Below are 20836 nucleotides of genomic sequence, written 5' to 3' on the forward strand. Positions count from 1 at the left end.
CCCTGTTGCGGGAGGGATGGTGGCGGTCATGGTCCGGCCCCGACGATCCGCTTGAGGATCTCCACGATCAGTGGTGCCAGCAGCGCCACCGCGTACCCCACGCCCGCGCACTTGAGCGCCAACTTGGCCTTGCTCACCTCACCGGGATCCCCGCCGGCCGCGACGTAGCGGGCGCCGCCGAAGCTGAGGAACAGGGTGGCCAGCCCGCCGAGGATGCCCGCCAGCCACAGCTGGATGTTGCTGAGCACTTCCTCCAACGACTTGGCCAGCGCCAGCACCGCGGCCGGTTCGGCCTGCGCCGAGGACGCCGCCCCCAGCCATCCCGCCGCGAGCAACGCCACGACCGGCAGCGCTCGGCGCACCGTGTGCCACGGTCCCCAATCGGACGTAGTCCTCCGATGACTGCGGGCGGAACCCGCGGCGGTGAGCACGAAGTGGTCATCAGGTTGCTGGGGGTTGGCAGGTTGGGTCGGGGGCTGTTCGGTGGCAGGTGGGGGCGGGGTCAGGCACATGGGGGCACCTCCGAACGGCGCGGGGAGGACGGAGTGGTCTCACGCTCCTGAACTCCGGAATCCGAGCCGGTCTTGGACATCCCGCGCCGGACTTTCCGCCCGGACCGACCCCGGGAATCGGTCACCGAACGTGGTCGAGGAGGACGGGGCTGGCGGCGGGGTGCGGTGGGCTCGGCGGTGTCCTCGCACAGGTAGGCGCGCAGCCGGGCCTCGGCGCGCTGGCGCATCTTGTAGGCCGCCCACAGCTTCATCCGGCTCCGGGCCGCCCAGTCGGCCATGGGCAGTTCTTCCAGCCGGGTCGCCCCGATGACCGCGGCCTCGATCCGGGTCAGGACCCCCTCATCCACCGCGCGGGCCAGCACCAGATCCGGGTGGCCCCAGGGCGGGTGCGGTGCCCGGGAGAAGAACCCCGAAGGCAGCGGGGTCGGCGCGGCCAGGGCCTCAGCGACCGCGGCGTGCCCGGCACGGAAAGCCGCCCACCGCAAGCGCAGCATGATCTTCGGGCGGCGCAGATCGATCGTGGTGACCGCGGCGAGGAACCCGCGCAGGACCTCGCCGGCGACATCGGCCGGGTCGGCGGCGAAGCGGTCGGTCAGGCGCGCGGTGACCGAGGTGAGCGCGGGCAGGGCCATACCGACCGCGGCCACCGTCCAGGTCGCGCCCTCGGTGCGCGAGCGCAGCACCAGATGGGCCCACACCGCATCCCGGGTCGACTGGCGGCAACGGCGCTCCAGCACCAGATCGCGGAGTTCATCCAGAGGGACCTGACGATCCGGAAGCCCGGGAAGCCGGCGCCCGTTCAACGACACCGGATGCGGTCCGGTGACCAGCCACTCGAAGGCACCGCGTGCCACATCGAGCGCATTCTCCGAATACGATTCGCCGTCGCTGCGGCGCGAGGTCGAACGTGTAGGCATGACGTATCTCCCACGGCGTCGAGGTGTTCAACAACGACGCCAGTACGCCACGACGATTACTAGCGAAATGCTAGGGCGATACTATTTTGATCTCCCGGTACTGCTATGAAACTACTAGATCCTGCTGAATTCGCGACACAATGAAGGCCGGGCGCCGGCGACATACGGGGAAACCCACAAGGTGGAACTAGTAGTCGATGAGCTGCGGTTTGATCGTTGATCTAGCTGTGGACTAGTAGTCGACTGCCCGCTTGTCCGGCCACGAGCTGCACGCCTGGTTCAACCTGTCGAAAAAATCTTGGAAGAGCTTCACTCGTCGAATCGGGCTGTGGCGGTGGACGTCGACGAGAGTGCCTAGTGGTGGATCCACAGCGCGTCGCCTTCCCGCGATGGACTGCAAAGTTGATGGGCTTTTGTCCAATAGGTGCGGCAGAACCGGAGTTAAGGGGCGTCCAGTAGTTCGCCACTCGCCCTGCGGAGGCTCCGATGGATTCGCGCAGCTGTTCCGGCTCACCCGCTGATTCGACCAACAAGCCCGGGTCGCCCCGAGGGTGGCCTGGCGGCCGCGGTCGCGGAGCGCGGCCACGGTTCGGCTGGGAGCCCTTCCTGATCAGGCCGTCCCGGCCCAGGTTGACGACCGTGTGGCCCGGTCCCCGGTTCGCCGCGGAGGACTGGCTGCTGTCCACGATCGTCAAGATCGTCACCAGCTACACCTGTCCCGGCGACCGAGTGCTGCTGCTCGCTGTTCCGCGTCCAGCCACACCAGGAGATCGCCTCGGCGCGGCTAGGGTCCGAACACCGCGGGAACGCCGGGAGTACGACGGTCTCCTTGACGCCCGTTGGGCTGTGTTCCGCCTCGGCCGGACCGCCCAGACCTGTACCGATGCGGCCGGCGCTAACCACGCGGTTGACGCCGCCGCTGGGGTGGTCGACACCGAGTCGAGCCCAGGGCCTCGCACCACCAGAACCGCGGCCCGAGGCGTAGGCGAGCGCAACTCAGACCAGACGTCCCGCGGTGCTGTCGATCGAGGCGCGGACTCGGTCGACCTGATCATCACCGCGGTCGAGCCGACCGTCCCGCACCACCTGGGACTGCGTCGCTGGACCAACCGCCTGACCGGCCGGGGCATGGTCGTCGTCATTACACACAGCCACCATGACGGCTCCGGGCTGCACGACCCTACCGGCGCGGTGGTGCGCTCAGCCCGGCGGTCCGGACTCCACTTTCTCGATCACATCGCCGTGCTCGGCGCCGTCACCATGCAGCAGCGCTCCGAGTCCAGCACACCCACCGCCAGTAGCGCGAAGTCCTTCAGCGACATCCTCGTCTTCACCGCCGCCCCGCCTGGGACCACCGTACGGGGACACTGCGGAGACCTCCGATGACCGCCGCAGGGTCGGCGCCCACGGCCACATCGGTGTGGTTCACCGGCGAACGCAGCCTCGCCGACCAGCACCGCCGCGGTGGTTACACCCCGGCCACCCAGACCGACCGCGACCAAGTCCCACCCACGGTCGCCGCACACGCCATCACCACCTTCACCCAGCCCGGCGACCTCGTCCTGGACCCCGACTGCGGCGCAGGCACCGTCGTGACCGAAGCTCTCTGCGCCGGCCGCTGGGCCATCGGCCTGACCGTCGACCCGCGCTGGCGCCGAGTCGCCCGCATGAACCTCACCGCGGCCCGCCGCAACGGCGCCCGACGGCCCGGAACCGTGCTCACCGGAACACCCGGTCTCCTCCACGACGCCGAGGCCACCGACCTGGCCGGCCAGGTGGACCTGGTGCTGACCAGCCTCCGCGGACACCGGCCGAGCGCAGCCGTCGACAGCTCCGGGTCGGTCTCACGCTGGCGGCGACTGACTGACATGCTCTCCGGCTGCCACCCACTGCTGCGTCCCGGCGGTTACGTCGTGGTGGTCATCCAGCCCACCCGCTACGGCGGCGTGCTGCTCGACCTGCCCACCCAGGTGCTGGAGGCAGGGCGCGCCGTCGGTCTTATCCCGGTGCAGCGAGGCATCGCGGTGACCGCCCGGGTGCGCGGGCACGAGGTATTCACCCGCGTCGAGGTCACCGTCCGCCGCGCCGCCGAGCACGCCCGTGCGGCGGGAACACCGATAGCCCTGACCGCCCACTGCGACGTGGTGATCTTCCGCGCCCACTTCCTCCCGGCCACCCTGCTGGCCGACGGCGTGGTCACCGAGCTGCCGTTGGCCACCACCGCGTTGCGGCAGGACGGCATCGCCAACGCTCACCCGAGCACGAGGTGGGCGGCATGACCCTCCTGCAGTGCCGTGAACGCGGCTGGCACTCGACCTACCACCGCCGATCCGCGGCCCGCAGCGCGGCCCGGGGCCACCGCAGCGGACCGCTGCCCATCGAGCAGCAGCATCGGGCAAACCCCGGCCGCGGGATGAAGCAACTCGTGCGGAGAATCCGGCCCGCGTCGGTCCGTCGATCCGGCACCACGACGTCCACGGCCTTGCTGGTCGGCTCGGCAAACGGGTCGGTGGATGTCCGGACCGCCCTGGGGCGTCGCGTTCAGGTCGCTGTGATGAACCTGCCGGACGGGGGCGCGCCATGAGCCCCGGGCCGGTCCGCGGCACTCCGGGCACCACGTCGACGGGGTTCGCCAACACCACGTTGCCTGGCCCCGATAGGCCCTCGTCTTCACCTCGCTCCCTCGCAGGGCGCCTTGCCGCGGCAGTCAGCGCCCCGACCTCGTCCGCGCGGTCTCAGCCCGGCGGCCTCCCCGTCCCTCAGCTGCGCGTCAGCTCGCTGGTCAGCGATCTGCACTGCGTCGTCTCGCCCGTCGACCAACGAGGCAGGATCGCCGACCGATCACCCCTGCGCGCACTCGGCTGGCCACCAGGCCACCGGATCTCCCTCGCCGTGCTCGATGCCGCGGTCATCGTCGTGATCGGGCGCCGCGGCCCACACACCCTCAACCGGCAGGGGCGCCTGCGGCTGCCCGCCTCCGTCCGACACCAGTGCGGACTGACAGCAGGTGACCGCCTCCTCGTGGTGGCCCTGCCCGGACAGGACTTCCTGGTGGTCTACACCCCGGTCGCGGTGGGGTCGATCCTGCTTGCCCACCACGCCCGCGCACGGCAGGAACCGGGGCGATGACCGCCGAACTGGAAGCGGCCCGCCTGCTCCTGGCCAGCCTCGGCATCAGCCCCGAACAGCTCTTGGCCGCGCCGATCGCGGACGCACCGGTGCCGCTCCTCCGCGACTACCTGCCGCGCGTGGCCGATGCCGTTTCCTCCAGCACACGCGAGGTCTACGGTCCGTATTGGCGGCGGATGGTGGAGGTCTGGGGCGACCGGCCCCTGGATCAGGTGACCGCGCTGGACATCAAGCAGCTCGCCGAGCAGACCACGCACCGGGCCGTGGTGCGCAAGAACTCCAGGTCCGGCCGCAGCGCAGCCGAACACCTGATCTCCGCGACCCGCTGCGTGTTCCGGCACGCTGTGGATGACGGCCACATCCGCGAGTGGAACAACCCGGCCATACGCGTGGCCAAGCCCCGGCGGCTGGCCAGCACCCGCCGCGCGCTGCCACCGGCCCGGCTTGCCGAGATCAACGAGGTGGCCGGCTCGACCGGCAACGACCCCGAGCTGGATCTGACCCTGGTGCGCCTGCACACCGAAACCGCCTGCCGCCGCGGTGGCGCCCTGGCCCTGCGCCCGAAGGATCTCGACCCGCAGCAGTGCCTCATCCGCTTGCGGGAGAAGGGAGAGACGGTCCGCTGGCAGCCGGTGTCCCCGACCATGATGGACACCTTGGTCGCTCACGGCGAGGTACGTGGCGCCGAACCCGACGGTCAACTCTTCCGCTACCGCAACGGCCGCCCGATCACGACCCGCCGCTACGACCACATCTGGATCCGGGTCGGCGAACACCTGCCGTGGGTGGCCATCCAACAGGTCACCACGCACTGGATCCGGTACACGACGTTGACGTTCGTGGAGCGCAACTTCGGCTACGGCGTCGCCCGCGCGTTTGCCGGGCACTTTGGCAAGGGTGACGGCGGGACCACCACGACCTACATCCGTGCCGAACTTTACGAGGTCGCCACCGCGCTGGCCGCACTCACCGGAGAACCACACCCGTTGGCCCAGCTGCCTGGGTAGCAACCTGCTCGGGCGGGGCAGCTCTGCGCGCTGGACATCGGCGATCCGACAGGAGATGGCCATTCCCTGGCGGGTGCTCGGTTTCCAGGCTTGGCCGCCCTGTTGCGGGACAACTGGATGGCGGTGATCGTGGACGAGGCGCTGCCCGAGACCCGTGCCGCGGCTCCACAGCCAGATGCTGTTCTGTCCCCAACGTCCCTGTTTTGAGGGCCTCGGCGCACGCTCTGCGCCGAGGCCATCCTCATTTCCTTGAGGTACAACGGTTCTTGACCGCTATCCGCCGTAGTACCGAGCGAGAACCAGAGCGACCACGACGCCCACCACACTCCAGACAACTACGCGCCGACGACGCCAGCGAGTCCGCCAAGCGAGCGGCTGGCGGTTGCGCCACAAGCAAACCCATTCGTGGAGGGTGCGAACTCCCTCGTCGGCCTGCTGGATTCGCGCCGAGAACCACTGCGCGAACGTCAGCCGCGGCCGGCCCGGACAGCCACAGCTGTACGCCGGCCCTCCTGCTTGATCATCTACCTGGGACACCAAGCCCCCTATGCCTCTCGTGGATGAAACGGTTGCGGATGCGTCCGGATGCGCCGCGTGGTGGTCGCGACCATAGGCGGGGCTGCTCTGTTAGTCGACCTAGTCGAACCGCGGGTCGGGGCCTAAACGACGGGGCCGGTCCGATTTTCGCTGGTAGAACCCCTCAATTCGAGGTCTATCATGTGTGATAAGCCCGGAAAGTTCACCCGCTTGGGCTAGTTGGACATTGGCTAGTCGCCCTCGCTCGGGATGCGCGAGCAGCCCCCTGACCTGCTGTAATACCAGCAAGCTGGTATTACAGCAGGTCAACTACGTCGAGAATTGACGTCAATTGTGGATGCTTCGCAGTTGGCTCCGGGCAGGAGAGGTGTGACGCCTCGACATTGCGAGAAGTATCGCAAGTCGTGCTGTGAGACATTTCGCAGGATGAATTGCGAAACATGTTTTGCACGGCTTCTTAGTCCGGCGTTAACGGACAGGTTCGAGCCCGGTGGGACCCGATGGGCCAACCACGGCTCACCCCGTGGGTGCGGCTGACCACAGTGCCGGAGGACCAGCCGGACAACACCTGCAACGCGCTGGTCCACCTACATGGCCTGGATGTCGGCCCAATCCGCCTGGCGACCACTGGCGGTTCTGACCGTGATCATGGACTCCCGCGACGTGCGCATGATCTACGCCGATCCTGGTCATCGACGGAACGGCACCAGCCGTGTCCACCCTCCCAGCACTTCAGCGAAGCCGTCGTCGTCGGCGGCATCCAGCTTGCCGAGGACCTGCGCTTCCTGCCCGAAACTCTTGTGTGTAATGGTCATCGGGTGGAAGGGATCTGTATCCCAGGAGTTCGAACGATCTTCGTGCACGGTTACGTAGTAGACCTCGCCCTCGAAATCGCCAGGGTGGCGAGGCACCACAAGATGAGCCTGCAGCGGGTCATCGTCAGCACCGCCCCGCCCACCGTGGGCCCGGCAGGCGGCAACGAGCTGTTCGATACGAACCAGTCGGTCCCTTGCGCCCCACCGCATTGCCGGGGACAGCAGGTACGGTCCCCAGCTGCGCACGAGCCAACCCGCGGCGCCTTCGGGCAGCGGCCCGGTCTGGCCGTTGCGTTCGGAGCGGGTCACCTCGCACATCTGCCAGATGCGGGACGTCACGTCCTCGGGGTCGAGTCCCGTCGGCAGAAGCTGGAGCGCCTCCGCACGGGCGGCCGCATCGGAGGCCAGCTCGTCAGCAATGGTCAGCCGCTGGGGCCGGGTCATCGAGTTCATGATCTTCGGCAGCTCGGTGGCCAGCAGGTCCTGCGTGTCGATGAAGCTCCACTGGTCGCCGTGGCGGGAACCGGTGTCCGCGGTCAGGTCGATCGGGATCACCGACTCTGCTGGGCTGCGGAGCTGCTCGATCACCTGTGAGATTGCCGTCTCCAGAGCTGGCGTGGTGTCCAGCCAGGCGGCGGCATCCCACGCGTTCTCGGACAGCTGGGTCAGAATCGGCGCAAGCCGGTAGGCCATCTCGTCGTTGAGGGTGGTCACCTTGGTGCTGACGTCGGCCGACTCGCCACGCCAGGTCGCGAGCACGGTGTAGCGGGGCCCAGACGGCAGAACGCTGTAACTGGTCACGGATCTCTCCCGAACTGTGGGTCGCCGAACAGCCCCGATGACGCGGGGGCTTCGGCGCGACGAGTGAGTTCGGTAGCCCTGCGGCGCGACCGCCGAGCCAGTCCAGCAACAGCATAACCGGATACAGGCCCACCCGGTGAACTTCACCAGGTGGGCCTGTCCCGTGCATCGACGTTGTTCGCTGGGCACGCCCTAACCGGCCGCCGGCCTGCCTACGCCAAGGGGTGAGGCTCATCGGTGAGCGCGGCCAGCGCCCTGGCGATCTCCTGGAGGTCGGCGCGGACGTAGGTCGTGGTGGATCCGGTGTCACCGCCTTGATCGTTGTGCCCGGCGAAGGCGCGCGCGACTCCGTAGCCGAAGTTCCTCTCCACCCACGTCAAGGTGGTGTGGCGCAACCAGTGCGTGGTGATCTGCTGGGCTGCCGCCCAGGGCAGGTGCTTCGCGATGCGCTGCCAGAGGTGGTCGTAGCGGCGGCTGGTGATGGGTTTTCCGTTGCGGTAGCGGAGAACCTGGTCATCGGGTCCGGCGCCGCGGGCCTTTGCAAGGGCCAGCAAGCCGCACATCAGAGTGCGGGAGACCGGCTGCCAGCGCACCGTGCCACCCTTCTCCCGCAACATGATCAGGCACTGCTGCGGGTCGAGATCCCGCAGGCGCAAGGCAAGCGCACCCCCACGACGGCAGGCGGTTTCGGTATGTAGTCGAAGGATCAGGGTGTCCAGCTCGGGGTCGTCGCCAGTAGTGGCCGCGACCTGGTTGACCTCGGCCAGTCGATTGCTGGCGATGGCGCACCTGGTGGAGGGCAGCCGGCGAGGCTTGTCGACCTTGAGCGCCGGGTTGTCGGCCGCGGAGATCAGCTTGTCCTTCTCGGCGTGCCGGTACAGGCAGCGCATGGCGGCGATGAAGTGCTCGACCGCGCCACGGCCGCCGCGGGCGTTGCTGCGAACACGCACCGCGGTCCTGATGTCCTCGGCGAACCTCTCGATCTCCAACGCGGTCGGCTCGTCGAGATGACGATCACCCCACTCGGCACAGATACGGTTCCAGTAGGTGCCGTACACCCTGCGAGTGCCCTCACGAACCGCATCGGAGACCTCCGGGATGTACTTGGCGAAGGTCGGCATCGGCGGCCTCGGCTTCGGCACGGAGAGCAGATCCTCCGGCTTGATGCCCAGGCGCTCCAGGAGAACACGCGCGGCCTCCAGCTCTACGGTGGACGGCGCGCTGGCCGTGCTGGTGGTTGCGTTCATGTGGTCACCGCCCGGCCGGAGGTGGTGTTCATGGACCTGCTCGCAGCGGTGTTCACCGAAGAGGTGGTGGAACCGTTCACGACTGCGCCGGTGTCGCTGTTCAGGGCTGCGGCAAGTCGGGAGGACAGGCCGCGCGAACAGGCGGTCACCTGCCGGACCCACGCCGGGGTGATCACGGTGTCCGCGGTGCGCGCTTGCTGTGCACGGGCCAGGTAGTCCGCGAAGCGGATCCGGGTTCGGGTGGGCGCCCTGCTCGCGTCGGCCTGTCGTTCATGAACACCGGCTGCGGGCTGTTCATGAACGGTCGCGGTGGTGTTCATGGACTTGGCGGTGCTGGTGTTCACCGCCCCGGTGCTGGCGGTGATGGACGCCGGATTCGATGTGGTGGCCGCGGTGGTGAAGGCGTGAGTGACGGCCGCGGTGAGCTTGTCCCGCAGGTCGGTGATCGCCTCGGCGGCCAAGAAGATCACCAGCGGTGGCACCGAGTGCAGCAGCACCGCCTTGCCGTCCCCGCTCGCCCAGGCCGACCAGGTGTTCATGGCGTAGGTCGCGGCCAGGGTCGCCCACTTCGCCCGTCGCACCCACGGTCCGGTCTGTAGCCGGTACTGGGCGATGATCTGCTCGGCGCGCAGGATCGCGATGAGGATCAGGCTGACCATCGGGTCCAGCAGCCACGCGGTGAGCCAGGGCAAGGAGAATCGCGGGGCGCCGCCGGCGGCGAAGTGCTGGACGTTGGCCATGGTGAAGGCCAGCCCGAGCACGATCCCGGTCCACATGAGCCGGTCGACCTGGGTCCGGATGCGCTCGACCTGCAGCGCGATCACGTCCGGGTGTGTTTGGTGCGCCCGGATCCGGCTGGCTTCGCGGGCGTCGTGGAGAAGTTGGTCTGCGGCGTTCATCGGGAATCGCCGCCCGAGGCCGCGGTGAACTTGTCGGCGAACAAGTCGTCCAGCACCGCGGGCGGGAACACGAGCAGGTGGCCGGCGGCTGGGTCGGCGGCCAGCAAGACCCGGTCTCCGGTGGCCAGGCCGTGGCGGTGGCGTGCGGCGGCGCAGATCCGGAGATGGCCTTGCTCGGTCACGCTGAACTCGCCGTCGGTGTGGGCTTCGATGGTCAGCGGGCCGTCGGCAGGACGCAGGTGCAGTCGTGTACCTGGTGGCCAGTCGAGTGTTCGCAGGACGGCCAGGTCAGTGACCCGCCCGCGGTGGTCCAGCACGGACAGCCCGTACACCACGCTGCTGGTGCGAGTGGCGGGGCCGGTCGCCAACGGGAGAGCTTGGCTACTCGACCTCGGTCCGGACGAGGACTCAGTCCCGCGGGCGCGGGACTGCGGCATGGCCGGAGGAACGAGGGGTGCGATTACGACGCCGGTCATGCAGACCACCGCCCAGGGCGATGTTCTGACCAGTGCAGATGCACGAAGTCGGTGGCTTCAAGCGCGCTCAAGCACGCATACGTCAGATGTGGCAGGGATGCGACGTGTGGGGGTTCGAGTCCCCCCTCGGACACAATCTTGTGGCACACCTCCCACATCTGACGTTGTCGTGTTCAAGCACGCATGAACACGCTTTCTTCGCCCCTCCTGGGGCCTGCTGTCGCCTGTCGCGGTGGTGGTCTTCATGACCAGCACCGTGATCGCCCCGGGCATCCCCCCGGCGCTCCCCGGTCGGCGGACGAATCATCTCGCCGACGGCCAGTCCCGGCTGCGGCCAGCCGCCCGTGTCCTGCCACCGCCTGCCCCAGGCGGGGAAACCCTGCCGTCGCGGTACAACCCGCACGACGCCATCCACGCCGCCGCCCACTACCTTTGCGACTCCGGCGCCCGCGACGGACGCGATCTCTACCGGGCGATCTTCACCTACAACCGCGCCGACTGGTACGTCCGCCAAATCATCGACCAGGCCGCCCGATACGCCGAAGCCGCCCCAGTCGGAACCGGCACCTGCACTGACATCCGGGCACCGAACCCCGCAGCGCCCACACCCAGTACCACGCCGAGCCACGTGTGCCCGCCGGACAGCCTCTACAGCCGGGGGATCTCGTTTTCTACGGCAATCCCAAGACCAAGATCCGTCACGTGGCGCTGTACCTGGGTGGCAACAAGATGATCAACGCCCCGACCTTCGGGCAGCCGGACGTGAAGCCGTTGCGTCGACTGGATGAACTGCGGTGAGGTTGACGTTCGACTGGGCGCGGGAGATCGCGGCCGGCTGTTCGTGGGGGTTCGAGGTGTTCTCGGAGCCCGATCCGGTGCTGCTGGGCAACGTGCGGTTCCTTGCGGGCTACCGGCGTGGGTGGTTGTTCGACCTGGGCCTTGTTGCCGCAGTAGACCATGCGGTTGTCGACGGGATGGCCATTGTCGCGGCAGAGCGGGGATTGGCGTCTTCGTTCGACCCGCAGCTCACGAGGCCGGTGTTGATGCACCTGTTGCCGACAAGTGGTCGATGATGGTGATGGCCGTTCTCGACAGGCCCCGCCGGTTCAACGACATCAAGCGCCACCTCGAAGGCGTGACCCAGCGGGTCCTGCCCCAGACCCTCCGCCGCCTCGAACGCAACCGGATGATCGAACGGCGCGTGCTGCCAACCTCACCGGTCGGAGTCGAGTACTCCCTTGCCCCGCTCGGCGAATCCCTGCGCGAAACCTTCGGTCACTTGTACGACTGGACGACCGCCCCCGCGGACGAGATCCAGAACTGCCAGCAGGGCTACGACCAGCGTCGTCACGCCGAACGAGCGTAGCTCGCCGACTAACCCACCGAGTAGACGCCGGATGACGGAGGTGAGCGCGTGCCGCCCACCTCGTCATTTGTTGGTCGCCGCCTATGTCGATTGATGGAAAACGACTAACTATCCGTATACCTACCTGTTGATACCACGGTTGTTCTACCGACGAGCCGGTCCCACACTACGTCTTGGCGACGTCACCCTGTGTAGGTATGCCCGACGTCCGATGGAGAGGTTAACTATGTTCACACGTATCTGGCTGAAAGCCGCCGTTGTCGCCCTCGGGGCGGTGATGCTGTCCCCGGTGGTGACTGCGGCGGAGGCGTCGACCAGTGACCGGGAGTGCAGGATCGGTACCGAGCACGCCGCGTGTCTCTGGTCGGAACCCAACTACACCGGTCAACTCACCACGTTCCGCAAGGGCATCAGGCGAACCACGGTGGACCAGTTCCAGCGCGTCCGGAGCTATAAACTGCACAGAGCGTTGGTTGCGGGTACCGGCGACACCGGCGGAGCCTTCTTGGCCTGGTCGAATGGGGACCTCGTGGAAAAGCCCGCCAGTGACCCATGGGGTTCGCGCTCCGATGGTTGGGTAGCGGGGGTCAACTTGTCCTGGGGCCGTGCCGGGCAGGCGCTGCAGAACCTGCGCCAACAGTTCCAGTGCGAGGTCATCAACACCAAGGAGTCCTGTGGCACAGAGACGGAGACACCTCATGGCGGCACGTTAGTCGCGCGCCTACCTGCGCCTGGCGCGACCGGCGCGAAGCAGCTTTCCGGTAAGACCGCGACCCCCGAGCGGGCAGCACAGGCCGACCAATGCCTGCTCGGCCTCGAACACTCGGTGTGCCTGTGGTCTAAGCCCAACTACGAGGGCGACCTGATCGCCTTGCCTCTCGGCTACGACAGGATGGTCCTCGGACACCTGGGGTTCACACCCAGGAGTGCCAAGTCCATGGACATCATCAATCTCTTCGGCCACTCCTCTCCCACTCACGACGAAATCATAATGGGCGCCGGTCCTTTCGTGGCGCCGTCCCTCAACGTGGTTGACTCCTTTAAGCTCGATCTGATCGAGTATCGCGACGTCCACTAGCATCGCACCAGTGCTCGATGGCAGATTCGCGCCAAGCGAACATCGGCTACCTCGCCGGGTTGAGGGGTCATGTCGCCTGCGGCGAATGACGACCTGCGCTGATGTCCTGAGTCTTGTCGGCGTGTCTTGGGCTGGGGTACAAGGAACTCCTGGTAGATCGGTCGTTGTCGAGCGGCCGTTTTACCAGGAGTTCCGTTGTTGTCGTGCCCTATCCGTCGCGCCGGATCTGGTGCGGGGTCGTGTTGTCGGTTCGCCGCCACCCATCAATCACATGGTCCAGCGCGGAGATATCCGTCGGACACCACCGACGCGCGGTGGGCGGTGATCGACCGCCTGCTGCCGGACCCGGAGTGGTTGTCAGGCCGGGGTGGCCGTCCGGAGAAACAGCGCGTCCAGCACGCTACGGACCAACCGGTCCAACTTGGGAACAACCAACGTCTTCCACGGACTCAGGGGCAACTCCGACAACCACTCTTTCAGCCCGTCTCGCTTCTCAGGCTCCAAGCCCCCCGATACATGCAGGTCCTCCACCGTCGCAACAATCGGGATGCTGGACATGCTCTCGTCTGAATAGTGCGACTACCGGACGTAGCACAGCGCCCCGTCGCCATCCGAGGTGAACGGGATGACAACCAGATCCCGCGTGCTGGCTTGCTTCCTGAACCTGTGTCGCTTCCGGGGGCACTCGGTGCGCTCATGGTCGTATTCTCGCTGGTAAGAGCCTCTATCGACGGTAGTCGGCTGACCCGCTTGGTGCGACCCACCTTCTGATCACAGCCTCAACAGCCGCACCCACCGGACACCGCGCTGCCACAGAGGAGAATCTGGTGCTGGCCGGGGCGGGCACCGTGCCCGGCGTGGGCATCCCGCCCCGCGACTACGCCCAGCCGGTCGCGACCAGCCCGGTCACCGCAGCCACGAGCCGCTGGCCACACCCTATTGAGCGATCGCTCAACTATGCGTTAGTGTTTGAGCGATCGCTCAAACATGGGAGTTGACATGCAGACATCACCGCCGGTGCCCAGCTGGCGCCGCGTCGTGGTCGCGCTCATCGTGGTCTACGCCCTGTGCCTGACCATCGCCGTCCTGGTCAGCGTCCGCTCGCTGGCCTGGCTCCCGCTACTACTGGTCCCCACCGCGGCGCTGACTGTGCCGCTGTACTTCCGCACCGAGGACAGCTTCCGCCTGGCCTGCGTGTTCGCCTCGCTCGCCGTCCTACTCCCGGCGGCGGTGTTCCCTCCGCTCCTGCTGATACTCGCGCTGTCCCATGGCGGTCCCGCGCTGATGCTCCTGTGCGCGGCCGCGGCGGACCGATGGTGGTGGAGCTGGCTCCCGCTGGTGCTGGCCACCGGGTTCGTCACCTGGTTCCTGTTCCACGGCGTCATGTGGTGACCTCCGTGCCCACATCGCCGCCGGTGCCCAGGTGGCGTCGTTTCTGGGGCGTGCTCCTCATGGCGGTCGGCCTGACCATCCAGGCCGGCGTGATCAGCGAACCATCGCGGAAATGGCCTTGACCGCCTTGCGTCGACGCCATGAACAATGGTCCTGGTGAAGCGTGTGGCGGTGATCTAGATGGTGACTGGTGTGGCCATTGACCTGTGGTTGTTTGAGATTATTGAGCATGTTTCAAGTGGGGTCAGTTCTGGTTGCGAGGCGGGTGACCTGCCCGAGGTCATCGAGCCCATGCTCGCCAGCCCGACGGCGGCCGGCTGGTCGATGACCCGGGTCAGAGCCTGGAGGTCGTCATCGGTGGCCGGCGGTCCGGGCAGCCGCTGCACCCGCGCGGTCGATTCAGAATTGTGAACCAGTTCCCCGCTCGTACTATTGGGGGTTGAACGACCGGCAATGGTGCGAGTGGAAAGTCAATAACATCCGGGCCATGACAAAACGAAGTTTGTTCCGCAGATCCGTGGCCGGTGTGGCCGGTTTAGCGCTGTCTCTGCCGTTGCTGGTGACGCCCGTCGCGGCCAGCACCTCGGCACAATCGATCACCAGCGCCCCGTACCCGGTCAACGAAACCGCGGCCAAATCGCTGACCCCGACCTTCTCCGTGCAGGTCGAAGCGGTCGGCAGCCAGCGCCCGTCGGTAGAGTTCGAGGTCTACAACGCCGAGCAGACCACCCGACTGGCGAACGGGACCGGCGCTTTCGACGCGACCGGCCGGGCCAATTGGACGGTGCCGAATGGAGTATTCGCCGACACGAACGAATACGCCTGGCGCAGCAGAGCCGTCACCGGTGGCCAGGAGGGGGAGTGGTCGGAACTCCATCCCGTCGCGGTTGACGCCACCGACGGCGTGGACCTGCCCGCCGGCCCACCGAAACCCGGCGCGGTCGACGGGCTCGTGGTGACGCCTGCCGCCGGCGGCGCCTATCTGACCTGGCAGGCCGCGGATGGCGGACCCGGCGCGGCCGTGACGCACTACGTGGTGCGGGCCCAGCAGACCGGCAGCGGCAGTTCGCCCGCGGTCGAGGTGGTGGTGCCCGCGGGCCAGGACCACGCCGTGGTCACCGGACTGTCCAGCCAGTTCGAGTACCGGTACAGCGTCACCGCGCACAACGACTGGTTCCCCGGCCCGGAAGCGGTGTCCGGCGCGGTGCGCCCGGCCACCACGCCGTTGCCCGCGGCCCAGTTCACCGCCATGGCCACGGACTACGTCAAGGCCCGCGGCCTGCTCGCCAGCGGCGGCGCGACCAGCCCGGCGCAGGCGGTCGAGCCGAGCCCGCACCGCGAGGTCATCCGAGCGGCGGTGCAGGCAGACGGCCCGGCTGACCTGAAACAGCGCGAGCACCTGGTGAAGCAGAACCTGTTCGTCGGCTCGCACACCACGAACCTGTCCGAGATCGCGGTCATCCCCGGCCAGGGCGGCGCGGTCACCGTGCACGCCGATGTCTACGAGAAGCTCGACCAGGAGGCGGTGGTCAGCACCGCGGAGAAGGTCCAGGTGCCGGAGGAGCGCATCCGCCGCTTCACCTTCGCCTTCACCGTCGCCGGCACCGCCTGGAAGCTGACCTCCGCCAGCACGCCCCTGGAGGGCGAGGGGCAGCCCGATCCGGTGGTGGAGACCCCGGACGTGAAACCGGTCGCCATGGACAAGAACGGTTTCGCCGAAGGCCCGCAGCTCATGTCCACCACCGCCGCGGTCAACCACGGCAGGATCGCCGCCTATGGCCGGGCGTGGGCCCTCAAGGACAACCCGCACTACAAGATCAAGGGCAATGACTGCACGAACTTCATCTCCCAGGCCCTGCGCCACGGATATTTCCCGATGAAGCGCGGTTTCTACCGCAACGACGGCGTCTGGTGGTACACCGGCGCCAGGCCGATCTACGGATCGTTCACCTGGTACGCCGCCCACAACAGCTTCAACCACATGTGGAAGAAGAAGCGCGCGGACTTCCGCTCCTATTTCAACCAGGCGGTGCCGGGCGATATCCTTTACTTCGATTTCCAGGGGGATGGCCACCTCGACCACGCCGCCGTGGTCACCAACGTCAAGGGCAACCACATCTGGTACTCCCAGCACTCGCCCAAGAAGAAGTATCGCCACCTGCAGGACGTCCTGCCGGGTAGCCCCAACCTGAAGCTCTACATCGCGCACCCCAAGGGCTGAACCGCCTCGCGGACAGGCCAGCGGGGGGCAGGCCGTCCCGGTCAACGGGGCGGCCTGCACCGGTCGAACCACCAAGTCGGGAGACATCGACGAACTGGCCGTCGCATCAGGACGGTCCGGCTATCCGGCCCTGCTCCGCTGTCTATAGTGCGCGAAGTGCGGAACTGGCTGATCACTGGCTTTCAAGCGACGAAAGACCTGTTGCGGGACAACAGATTCAGCCGTCACCTCCCAGAACACCACGGGCAACTCGCCGGGCCTGCCCTGCGGATGTCGATCACCGAGATGGATCCGCCCCGGCACACCGAGATCCGCACCCTCATCGGCGGTGCGTTCTCCGCCCGCCGGGTGGAGACACTCCGGCCGGTGATCACCGCGTACGCCGAAGTCCTGCTCGCCAAGGCCCGCGGCCGCGGGCCGGCGGGCGACCTGCTGACCGAGTACTGCACCCCACTGGCCTTCGCCGCCCAGTGCGAGCTACTCGGCGTGCCAGGACACCGGCGGGCGGCCGTGCGTGCCCTGGCCGAGGCACGCCTGCGGGTCGCGGGCCGGGATCCGGCGGCCACCTGCCTGGCCGAACTTGGCCTGCACGCCGAGATCGCCGACCTGCTCGCCGACCGGCAGCGCCCGCCGACCGGTCTGTTCGCCGACCTGCTGATCGCCCACCGCGACGGCGGCCTCAGCCACGAGGATCTCACCGGCCTGGCCGCCTCCCTGTTCTTCGACGGCCACGCGCTCTCCGCCGCCCAGATAGGCCACGCGGCACTGTGCTTGTTGCGCCGCCCCGAGCTGTGGGAGCGGCTGCGGACCGAGCCCGCGCTGCTTTCCGGCGTGGTGGAGGAGACCTTCCGGCACAGCCCGGCGGTCAACCACACCATGTCCCGGGTGGCCACGACCGGCCTGGAACTCGGCGGCCGCCAGGTTCGCGCCGGCGACCGCGTCGTGGCCGCGCTGCCGCTGGCCAACCGCGACCCGACCGCCATCGACGACCCGGACGCCTTCCTGGCCACCCGCGAGCACCCCCGTCACCTGTCCTTCGGCCACGGCACCCATCACTGCCTCGGCGCGCACCTGGCCAGGGTGGAAGTCCAGGTCGCCATGGAGGTGTTGCTCCGCACGGCACCTGGCCTGCGCCTGGCGGATCCGGACGTCGAACCGGCCCAGACGGTGACACCGATGATGCGCGCGCTCACCGCCTTGCCCGTGCACTGGTGAGCATCTTCGGCGGAACCGGGCTAGGCCCGCCACGCCCCGATCAATCCCCACACTTCATGGTCGGTGGTCGTGTTCGAGGGGCATGGCCGATGCGGGAGCCGGTGCGTCGTGTCCCTGCCGGTACAGCCAGCCGAACACCGCGCGCAGCGGGCGGGCGATCAGCAGTGGTGCGCTCATCCGGGTGGCCACCAGGCCCAGGTGCACTGGCACCACCCGGATTCCGTCGTCGGCGACCTCGGGGGCCAGTGCGCCTCGCCGTCTACACCCTCATGGCGCCCCCACACCGGCTGCTCTCACCCCGGGTGCTGCTCGGGGCGTTGCTGGGAGGCAGCTAGATTGCCGCTGCCGGACCTGTACCTCAAGCGGGTGCTCACCCAACCCGCCGCTCGGAAGTCGCTGCCCCAGTGGGCAGTCACAAGGGCAACACCGTCCACTGTGGCCGGTGCGGCCCTAGGGTGCCCGCCATGGGGAGGACGACGCGCGCCACGGTGCTGGTGCTGCTGCTGGGTGGACTGGGACTGGCCGTGCCTGCTGTCGCGGCGGCGGAGACGCCGGTGGAGGTGGCGATCCAGAGCCGGGGGGTGGGTGGCGGGCCGGGTGAGCTGACCATGACGGTGACCAACCGGGGTGAGCGGCCGTGCAAGCTGGCCGCCACGCCGGCGGGCACGGTGGAGGTGCTGTCGGTCACCAGGGATGGGCAGCCGGTCGAGCCCGAGTTCATCCAGACCGCTTACCACGCCGGGTTTGACGCGATGTTCGCCGCCGCGACCCGGGAGGTGGCGCCGGGGCAGAGCCTGTCCTTTCCGCTGACCGAGGGTGGCGCGCTGGACACGGTGACCCCGGTCCCCGGCGGCGGACTCGGCGCGCACTGGGCGCTGGAGCAGGCGGGCCGGTACGCGGTGACCGCCGCCTACCGGATGCCGCGGGATGTGGAGATCGGCGAGGGTTCGGTGTGTGCGGGGGCGGGCGCCCCGGTCACGGCCGCGCTCGCGGTGGGGCAGCCCGGCGGGAACGGCTTGTCCTGGTTGGTGATCGGCGGGATCGCGGCCGGTGCGCTGGTACTGGTGCTGTTGCTCGCGCTGCTGGTGCGGCGGCGTCGGCGCACCGGGGTCGCGGTGCTGGTGCTGCTGGCCGTGGTGGCCGGGCAGTTCGCGCCGACCCGGACGGCGCAGGCGACCATCAAGGCCGTCGCGGGTGATGACGGGTTCGGGGCGGCGGTGCAGGGCTGCCTGTCGCTGTTCCGTGGCAACGACCCCAAGGGGCCGCCGCGCGGGCCGCTGGACCCGGCGAAGATCATGCCGTACCTGGACGGCACCTACAAGGTGTGGATCAAACCGGCCAAGGGCCAGACCAACGTGGAGACCCGCGGCACCGCGGAGTGGTCATCCATCTACTGGGATCCCAGCGACAACAGTCCGATGATCGGCGATCCCGCCGTCTCCTACGATCCCTGTTCGGCGCTTTACCACGAGCTGACCCACGCCTTCGACGCCGGGAACAACCAGCTGCCCGCGGGGGAATGCGCCTCGGCCAAGCCCACCAAGGCAGGCAAACGGGTGCCCACCAAGGATGTCCGGGCGGTCCGGGCGGAGAACGAGTTCCGGGCCAGCCAGGGTTTGCCGCCGCGCAACAACTACGGTGGCGCCCAGCTCCCGCCCGGCAAGGAGCTGGACGCGGCGAAGATCAAGGGCGAATGCGGCGAGGACAAGAACAAGACGCCGGCCAAGGGCGGACCGGACCGGAGCAAGCTGGTGCCAGGCGGCAGTGTCGGCGATCCGCACCTGACCACCTTCGACCGCAGGGAGTACGACTTCCAGGCGGTCGGCGAGTTCGTGCTCGCCAAGTCACCGCAGTGGGAGGTGCAGGTCCGGCAGAGCCCCCTGGCGGGCAGCCGCACCGTCTCGGTCAACCAGCAGGTCGCGTTGCGTGCCGGTGCGGACCGGGTGGTCTTCGACCTCGCCGCCGACTCGGGTGTGCAGCGGATCCTGGTCAACGGCAAGCAGATCAGCCCGGCCGACGAGCGGCTGCCCGGCGGTGGGCGGATCGTGGTCACCGACTCGGGGCACACCGTGAGCTTCCCGGACGGCAGCGAGGCCGACATCGACCCGATCGGCCGCTGGGGCCTGCACGTGCTGCTGTTCCCGCGTCCGGAACTGGCCGGGAAGCTCACCGGCCTGCTCGGCGACCTCAACGGCGATCCGGCCAACGATCTGTCCACAAAGGATGGTCGACCGCTGCCGGAGAAGCCGTCCAGGGAACAGCTTTACGGCGAGTTCGCCGATCGCTGGCGGGTCGGAGCCGAGTCGCTGCTGGACTATCCGGCCGGGCGCGCCGCCGCCGACTACACCGACCGGTCCTTCCCGGACAAGGAGGTCGCGGTCGCCGATCTGCCCGCGCCACGCCGGGAGGCCGCCACCCGCCACTGCGCCGCACTGGGCCTGTCCGGCCCGGCCCTGGACGGCTGCACGCTGGACCTGGCGCTCACCGGCCAGCCCGCCTTCGCCCGCAGCGCCGCCACGATGGCCGACACCCTCGCCCGCGGCCCGGAACCCAAGCCGGTCAAGGGCGAGCAAGGGCTGCTGCGCGACGGTTCGACCGTGTCCGGCCGGGTGAGCAAACCCGGCATGGTGCACACCTATCGCCTGGAACTGGGCGATGCCACCGTGTTCCGGCTGCACGAGGTCCGCGGCGAACTCCTGGACCGCGGCAAACTGGAGATCAAGCTCGACGGCCAGTACGACCCGGACTCGCCCGGCTTCACCATCACCAGCGTGTACCAGTACCGGATCGTCAAGGGCGGCAAGTACACCTTGACGGTGACCGGTGACGACGGCGCGACCGGGGCCTTCGCCTTCCGCCTCAACACGGCCAAGGAACGGCGCATCCCGGTCCGCCTCGGTGAGACGGTGCGGGGCAGGCTGGACTTGCCGGGCCGGGTTGACCTGTATGCCTTCCAGGCCACCGAGGACGTGCAGCTGGTTCCCGCCGACGGCACCGGCTGCGAGATCACCATGGCCCTGGTCGAGGACGGCCCGGCGCCGTCGGCGCACACGCCGCACGGGGTGTGTTACGGCGTCGGGATGGGCCGGTTGGAGCCGGGGCGGCGGTATCTGCTGGCGGTGTGGTCGGCGGAGGGCCGGACCGGGCCGTACTCGTTCAAGCTGACCGGCGAAGGCTGAGCGGTCAGGCGAGCGCCCGGCGAGGCTAGGCCAGCGGGGTTCGCT

The 20836-nt window shown here is 68.4% G+C and carries 21 protein-coding genes and 1 pseudogene; 14 read left to right on the top strand and 8 right to left on the bottom strand.

Annotated elements, in window-relative coordinates; all coding sequences use genetic code 11:
- Nucleotides 1–26: 26 nt before the first annotated feature.
- Together ACTOWY_RS23350 and ACTOWY_RS23355 are read right to left on the bottom strand one after the other, a co-directional pair.
- Nucleotides 27–362 (bottom strand): pilin, encoded by a 336-nt coding sequence (locus tag ACTOWY_RS23350; RefSeq protein WP_441311787.1) that lies wholly within the window; start codon nucleotides 360–362, stop codon nucleotides 27–29.
- 140 nt (nucleotides 363–502) lie between these two features.
- Complete coding sequence (locus ACTOWY_RS23355) at nucleotides 503–1249, bottom strand: hypothetical protein (RefSeq protein WP_441311788.1); 747 nt, start codon at nucleotides 1247–1249, stop codon at nucleotides 503–505.
- 819 nt (nucleotides 1250–2068) lie between these two features.
- Here ACTOWY_RS23355 and ACTOWY_RS23360 point away from each other — a divergent pair.
- The 5 genes from ACTOWY_RS23360 (at nucleotide 2069) to ACTOWY_RS23380 (ending at nucleotide 5565) form a co-directional block, all read left to right on the top strand.
- On the top strand, nucleotides 2069–2815 hold the full coding sequence (locus ACTOWY_RS23360; RefSeq protein WP_441311789.1) for a hypothetical protein: 747 nt from the start codon (nucleotides 2069–2071) through the stop codon (nucleotides 2813–2815).
- Nucleotides 2812–3708 carry a TRM11 family SAM-dependent methyltransferase gene (locus ACTOWY_RS23365; protein WP_441311790.1) on the top strand — a complete coding sequence of 299 codons (897 nt, stop codon included), beginning with the start codon at nucleotides 2812–2814 and terminating at the stop codon, nucleotides 3706–3708. The genes ACTOWY_RS23360 and ACTOWY_RS23365 overlap by 4 nt, the downstream gene beginning before the upstream one ends.
- Nucleotides 3705–4013, top strand: a complete 309-nt coding sequence (locus tag ACTOWY_RS23370) for a hypothetical protein (protein ID WP_441311791.1) — start codon at nucleotides 3705–3707, stop codon at nucleotides 4011–4013. Before ACTOWY_RS23365 ends, ACTOWY_RS23370 begins: the two co-directional genes overlap by 4 nt.
- Nucleotides 4014–4321: 308 nt before the next feature.
- Nucleotides 4322–4558: an AbrB/MazE/SpoVT family DNA-binding domain-containing protein gene (locus tag ACTOWY_RS23375; RefSeq protein ID WP_441311792.1), complete on the top strand. Its 237-nt coding sequence runs from the start codon at nucleotides 4322–4324 to the stop codon at nucleotides 4556–4558.
- Entirely contained in the window at nucleotides 4555–5565 is a 1011-nt protein-coding gene (locus tag ACTOWY_RS23380) for a site-specific integrase (protein WP_441311793.1), read from the top strand. Before ACTOWY_RS23375 ends, ACTOWY_RS23380 begins: the two co-directional genes overlap by 4 nt.
- 1226 nt (nucleotides 5566–6791) lie before the next feature.
- Here ACTOWY_RS23380 and ACTOWY_RS23385 read toward each other — a convergent pair.
- The 4 genes from ACTOWY_RS23385 to ACTOWY_RS23400 all read right to left on the bottom strand — a co-directional run bounded on the left by ACTOWY_RS23385 (nucleotide 6792) and on the right by ACTOWY_RS23400 (nucleotide 10232).
- Nucleotides 6792–7718, bottom strand: coding sequence for a hypothetical protein (locus ACTOWY_RS23385; protein WP_441311794.1), 927 nt, complete (start codon nucleotides 7716–7718; stop codon nucleotides 6792–6794).
- A gap of 212 nt (nucleotides 7719–7930) precedes the next feature.
- Nucleotides 7931–8965 (bottom strand): tyrosine-type recombinase/integrase, encoded by a 1035-nt coding sequence (locus ACTOWY_RS23390; protein WP_441311795.1) that lies wholly within the window; start codon nucleotides 8963–8965, stop codon nucleotides 7931–7933.
- Complete coding sequence (locus tag ACTOWY_RS23395) at nucleotides 8962–9864, bottom strand: hypothetical protein (protein WP_441311796.1); 903 nt, start codon at nucleotides 9862–9864, stop codon at nucleotides 8962–8964. Before ACTOWY_RS23395 ends, ACTOWY_RS23390 begins: the two co-directional genes overlap by 4 nt.
- Nucleotides 9861–10232, bottom strand: a complete 372-nt coding sequence (locus tag ACTOWY_RS23400) for an AbrB/MazE/SpoVT family DNA-binding domain-containing protein (RefSeq protein ID WP_441311797.1) — start codon at nucleotides 10230–10232, stop codon at nucleotides 9861–9863. The genes ACTOWY_RS23395 and ACTOWY_RS23400 overlap by 4 nt, the downstream gene beginning before the upstream one ends.
- A gap of 463 nt (nucleotides 10233–10695) precedes the next feature.
- On the opposite strand from ACTOWY_RS23400, the pseudogene ACTOWY_RS23405 reads away from it, so the two are divergent.
- From ACTOWY_RS23405 to ACTOWY_RS23420, 4 genes and pseudogenes are all read left to right on the top strand, one after another.
- Nucleotides 10696–11099 (top strand): annotated as a pseudogene (locus tag ACTOWY_RS23405) (C40 family peptidase); the annotation flags it as partial.
- Between the two features lie 35 nt (nucleotides 11100–11134).
- Nucleotides 11135–11413, top strand: coding sequence for a hypothetical protein (locus ACTOWY_RS23410; protein ID WP_441311798.1), 279 nt, complete (start codon nucleotides 11135–11137; stop codon nucleotides 11411–11413).
- Nucleotides 11410–11706 carry a winged helix-turn-helix transcriptional regulator gene (locus ACTOWY_RS23415; protein WP_441311799.1) on the top strand — a complete coding sequence of 99 codons (297 nt, stop codon included), beginning with the start codon at nucleotides 11410–11412 and terminating at the stop codon, nucleotides 11704–11706. Before ACTOWY_RS23410 ends, ACTOWY_RS23415 begins: the two co-directional genes overlap by 4 nt.
- Before the next feature lie 226 nt (nucleotides 11707–11932).
- A complete protein-coding gene (locus tag ACTOWY_RS23420) occupies nucleotides 11933–12784 on the top strand; it encodes a hypothetical protein (protein WP_441311800.1) in 852 nt (283 codons plus the stop codon).
- Nucleotides 12785–13141: 357 nt separating this feature from the next.
- Here the strand turns inward: ACTOWY_RS23420 and ACTOWY_RS23425 are convergent, their stop codons facing one another.
- Nucleotides 13142–13342, bottom strand: a complete 201-nt coding sequence (locus ACTOWY_RS23425) for a recombinase family protein (protein WP_441311801.1) — start codon at nucleotides 13340–13342, stop codon at nucleotides 13142–13144.
- A gap of 441 nt (nucleotides 13343–13783) precedes the next feature.
- On the opposite strand from ACTOWY_RS23425, the gene ACTOWY_RS23430 reads away from it, so the two are divergent.
- The 4 genes from ACTOWY_RS23430 to ACTOWY_RS23445 all read left to right on the top strand — a co-directional run bounded on the left by ACTOWY_RS23430 (nucleotide 13784) and on the right by ACTOWY_RS23445 (nucleotide 17612).
- The gene (locus ACTOWY_RS23430) at nucleotides 13784–14176 is read left to right on the top strand and encodes a hypothetical protein (protein WP_441311802.1); all 393 of its coding nucleotides are present in this window, start codon (nucleotides 13784–13786) and stop codon (nucleotides 14174–14176) included.
- A 192-nt stretch (nucleotides 14177–14368) separates the two neighbouring features.
- Complete coding sequence (locus ACTOWY_RS23435; RefSeq protein WP_441311803.1) at nucleotides 14369–14587, top strand: hypothetical protein; 219 nt, start codon at nucleotides 14369–14371, stop codon at nucleotides 14585–14587.
- A 76-nt stretch (nucleotides 14588–14663) separates the two neighbouring features.
- Entirely contained in the window at nucleotides 14664–16397 is a 1734-nt protein-coding gene (locus ACTOWY_RS23440) for an amidase domain-containing protein (RefSeq protein ID WP_441311804.1), read from the top strand.
- A 270-nt stretch (nucleotides 16398–16667) separates the two neighbouring features.
- Nucleotides 16668–17612: a cytochrome P450 gene (locus ACTOWY_RS23445; protein WP_441311805.1), complete on the top strand. Its 945-nt coding sequence runs from the start codon at nucleotides 16668–16670 to the stop codon at nucleotides 17610–17612.
- A gap of 54 nt (nucleotides 17613–17666) precedes the next feature.
- Here the strand turns inward: ACTOWY_RS23445 and ACTOWY_RS23450 are convergent, their stop codons facing one another.
- Nucleotides 17667–17822 carry a hypothetical protein gene (locus ACTOWY_RS23450; RefSeq protein ID WP_441311806.1) on the bottom strand — a complete coding sequence of 52 codons (156 nt, stop codon included), beginning with the start codon at nucleotides 17820–17822 and terminating at the stop codon, nucleotides 17667–17669.
- Nucleotides 17823–18076: 254 nt separating this feature from the next.
- On the opposite strand from ACTOWY_RS23450, the gene ACTOWY_RS23455 reads away from it, so the two are divergent.
- Nucleotides 18077–20791 (top strand): VWD domain-containing protein, encoded by a 2715-nt coding sequence (locus ACTOWY_RS23455; RefSeq protein ID WP_441311807.1) that lies wholly within the window; start codon nucleotides 18077–18079, stop codon nucleotides 20789–20791.
- Nucleotides 20792–20836: the final 45 nt, after the last annotated feature.

The sequence above is a fragment of the Crossiella sp. CA198 genome, from assembly GCF_052078295.1.
GTDB lineage: Bacteria > Actinomycetota > Actinomycetes > Mycobacteriales > Pseudonocardiaceae > Crossiella.

What these genes read in the sequence shown, in the direction of transcription:
- ACTOWY_RS23365 (WP_441311790.1), top strand. Translation starts at nt 2,812, where the DNA reads ATGACCGCCGCAGGGTCGGCGCCCACGGCCACATCGGTGTGGTTCACC.
- ACTOWY_RS23370 (WP_441311791.1), top strand. Translation starts at nt 3,705, where the DNA reads ATGACCCTCCTGCAGTGCCGTGAACGCGGCTGGCACTCGACCTACCAC.
- ACTOWY_RS23380 (WP_441311793.1), top strand. Translation starts at nt 4,555, where the DNA reads ATGACCGCCGAACTGGAAGCGGCCCGCCTGCTCCTGGCCAGCCTCGGC.
- ACTOWY_RS23390 (WP_441311795.1), bottom strand. Translation starts at nt 8,965, where the DNA reads ATGAACGCAACCACCAGCACGGCCAGCGCGCCGTCCACCGTAGAGCTG.
- ACTOWY_RS23395 (WP_441311796.1), bottom strand. Translation starts at nt 9,864, where the DNA reads ATGAACGCCGCAGACCAACTTCTCCACGACGCCCGCGAAGCCAGCCGG.
- ACTOWY_RS23415 (WP_441311799.1), top strand. Translation starts at nt 11,410, where the DNA reads ATGATGGTGATGGCCGTTCTCGACAGGCCCCGCCGGTTCAACGACATC.
- ACTOWY_RS23420 (WP_441311800.1), top strand. Translation starts at nt 11,933, where the DNA reads ATGTTCACACGTATCTGGCTGAAAGCCGCCGTTGTCGCCCTCGGGGCG.
- ACTOWY_RS23425 (WP_441311801.1), bottom strand. Translation starts at nt 13,342, where the DNA reads ATGTCCAGCATCCCGATTGTTGCGACGGTGGAGGACCTGCATGTATCG.
- ACTOWY_RS23430 (WP_441311802.1), top strand. Translation starts at nt 13,784, where the DNA reads ATGCAGACATCACCGCCGGTGCCCAGCTGGCGCCGCGTCGTGGTCGCG.
- ACTOWY_RS23440 (WP_441311804.1), top strand. Translation starts at nt 14,664, where the DNA reads ATGACAAAACGAAGTTTGTTCCGCAGATCCGTGGCCGGTGTGGCCGGT.
- ACTOWY_RS23445 (WP_441311805.1), top strand. Translation starts at nt 16,668, where the DNA reads ATGTCGATCACCGAGATGGATCCGCCCCGGCACACCGAGATCCGCACC.
- ACTOWY_RS23455 (WP_441311807.1), top strand. Translation starts at nt 18,077, where the DNA reads ATGGGGAGGACGACGCGCGCCACGGTGCTGGTGCTGCTGCTGGGTGGA.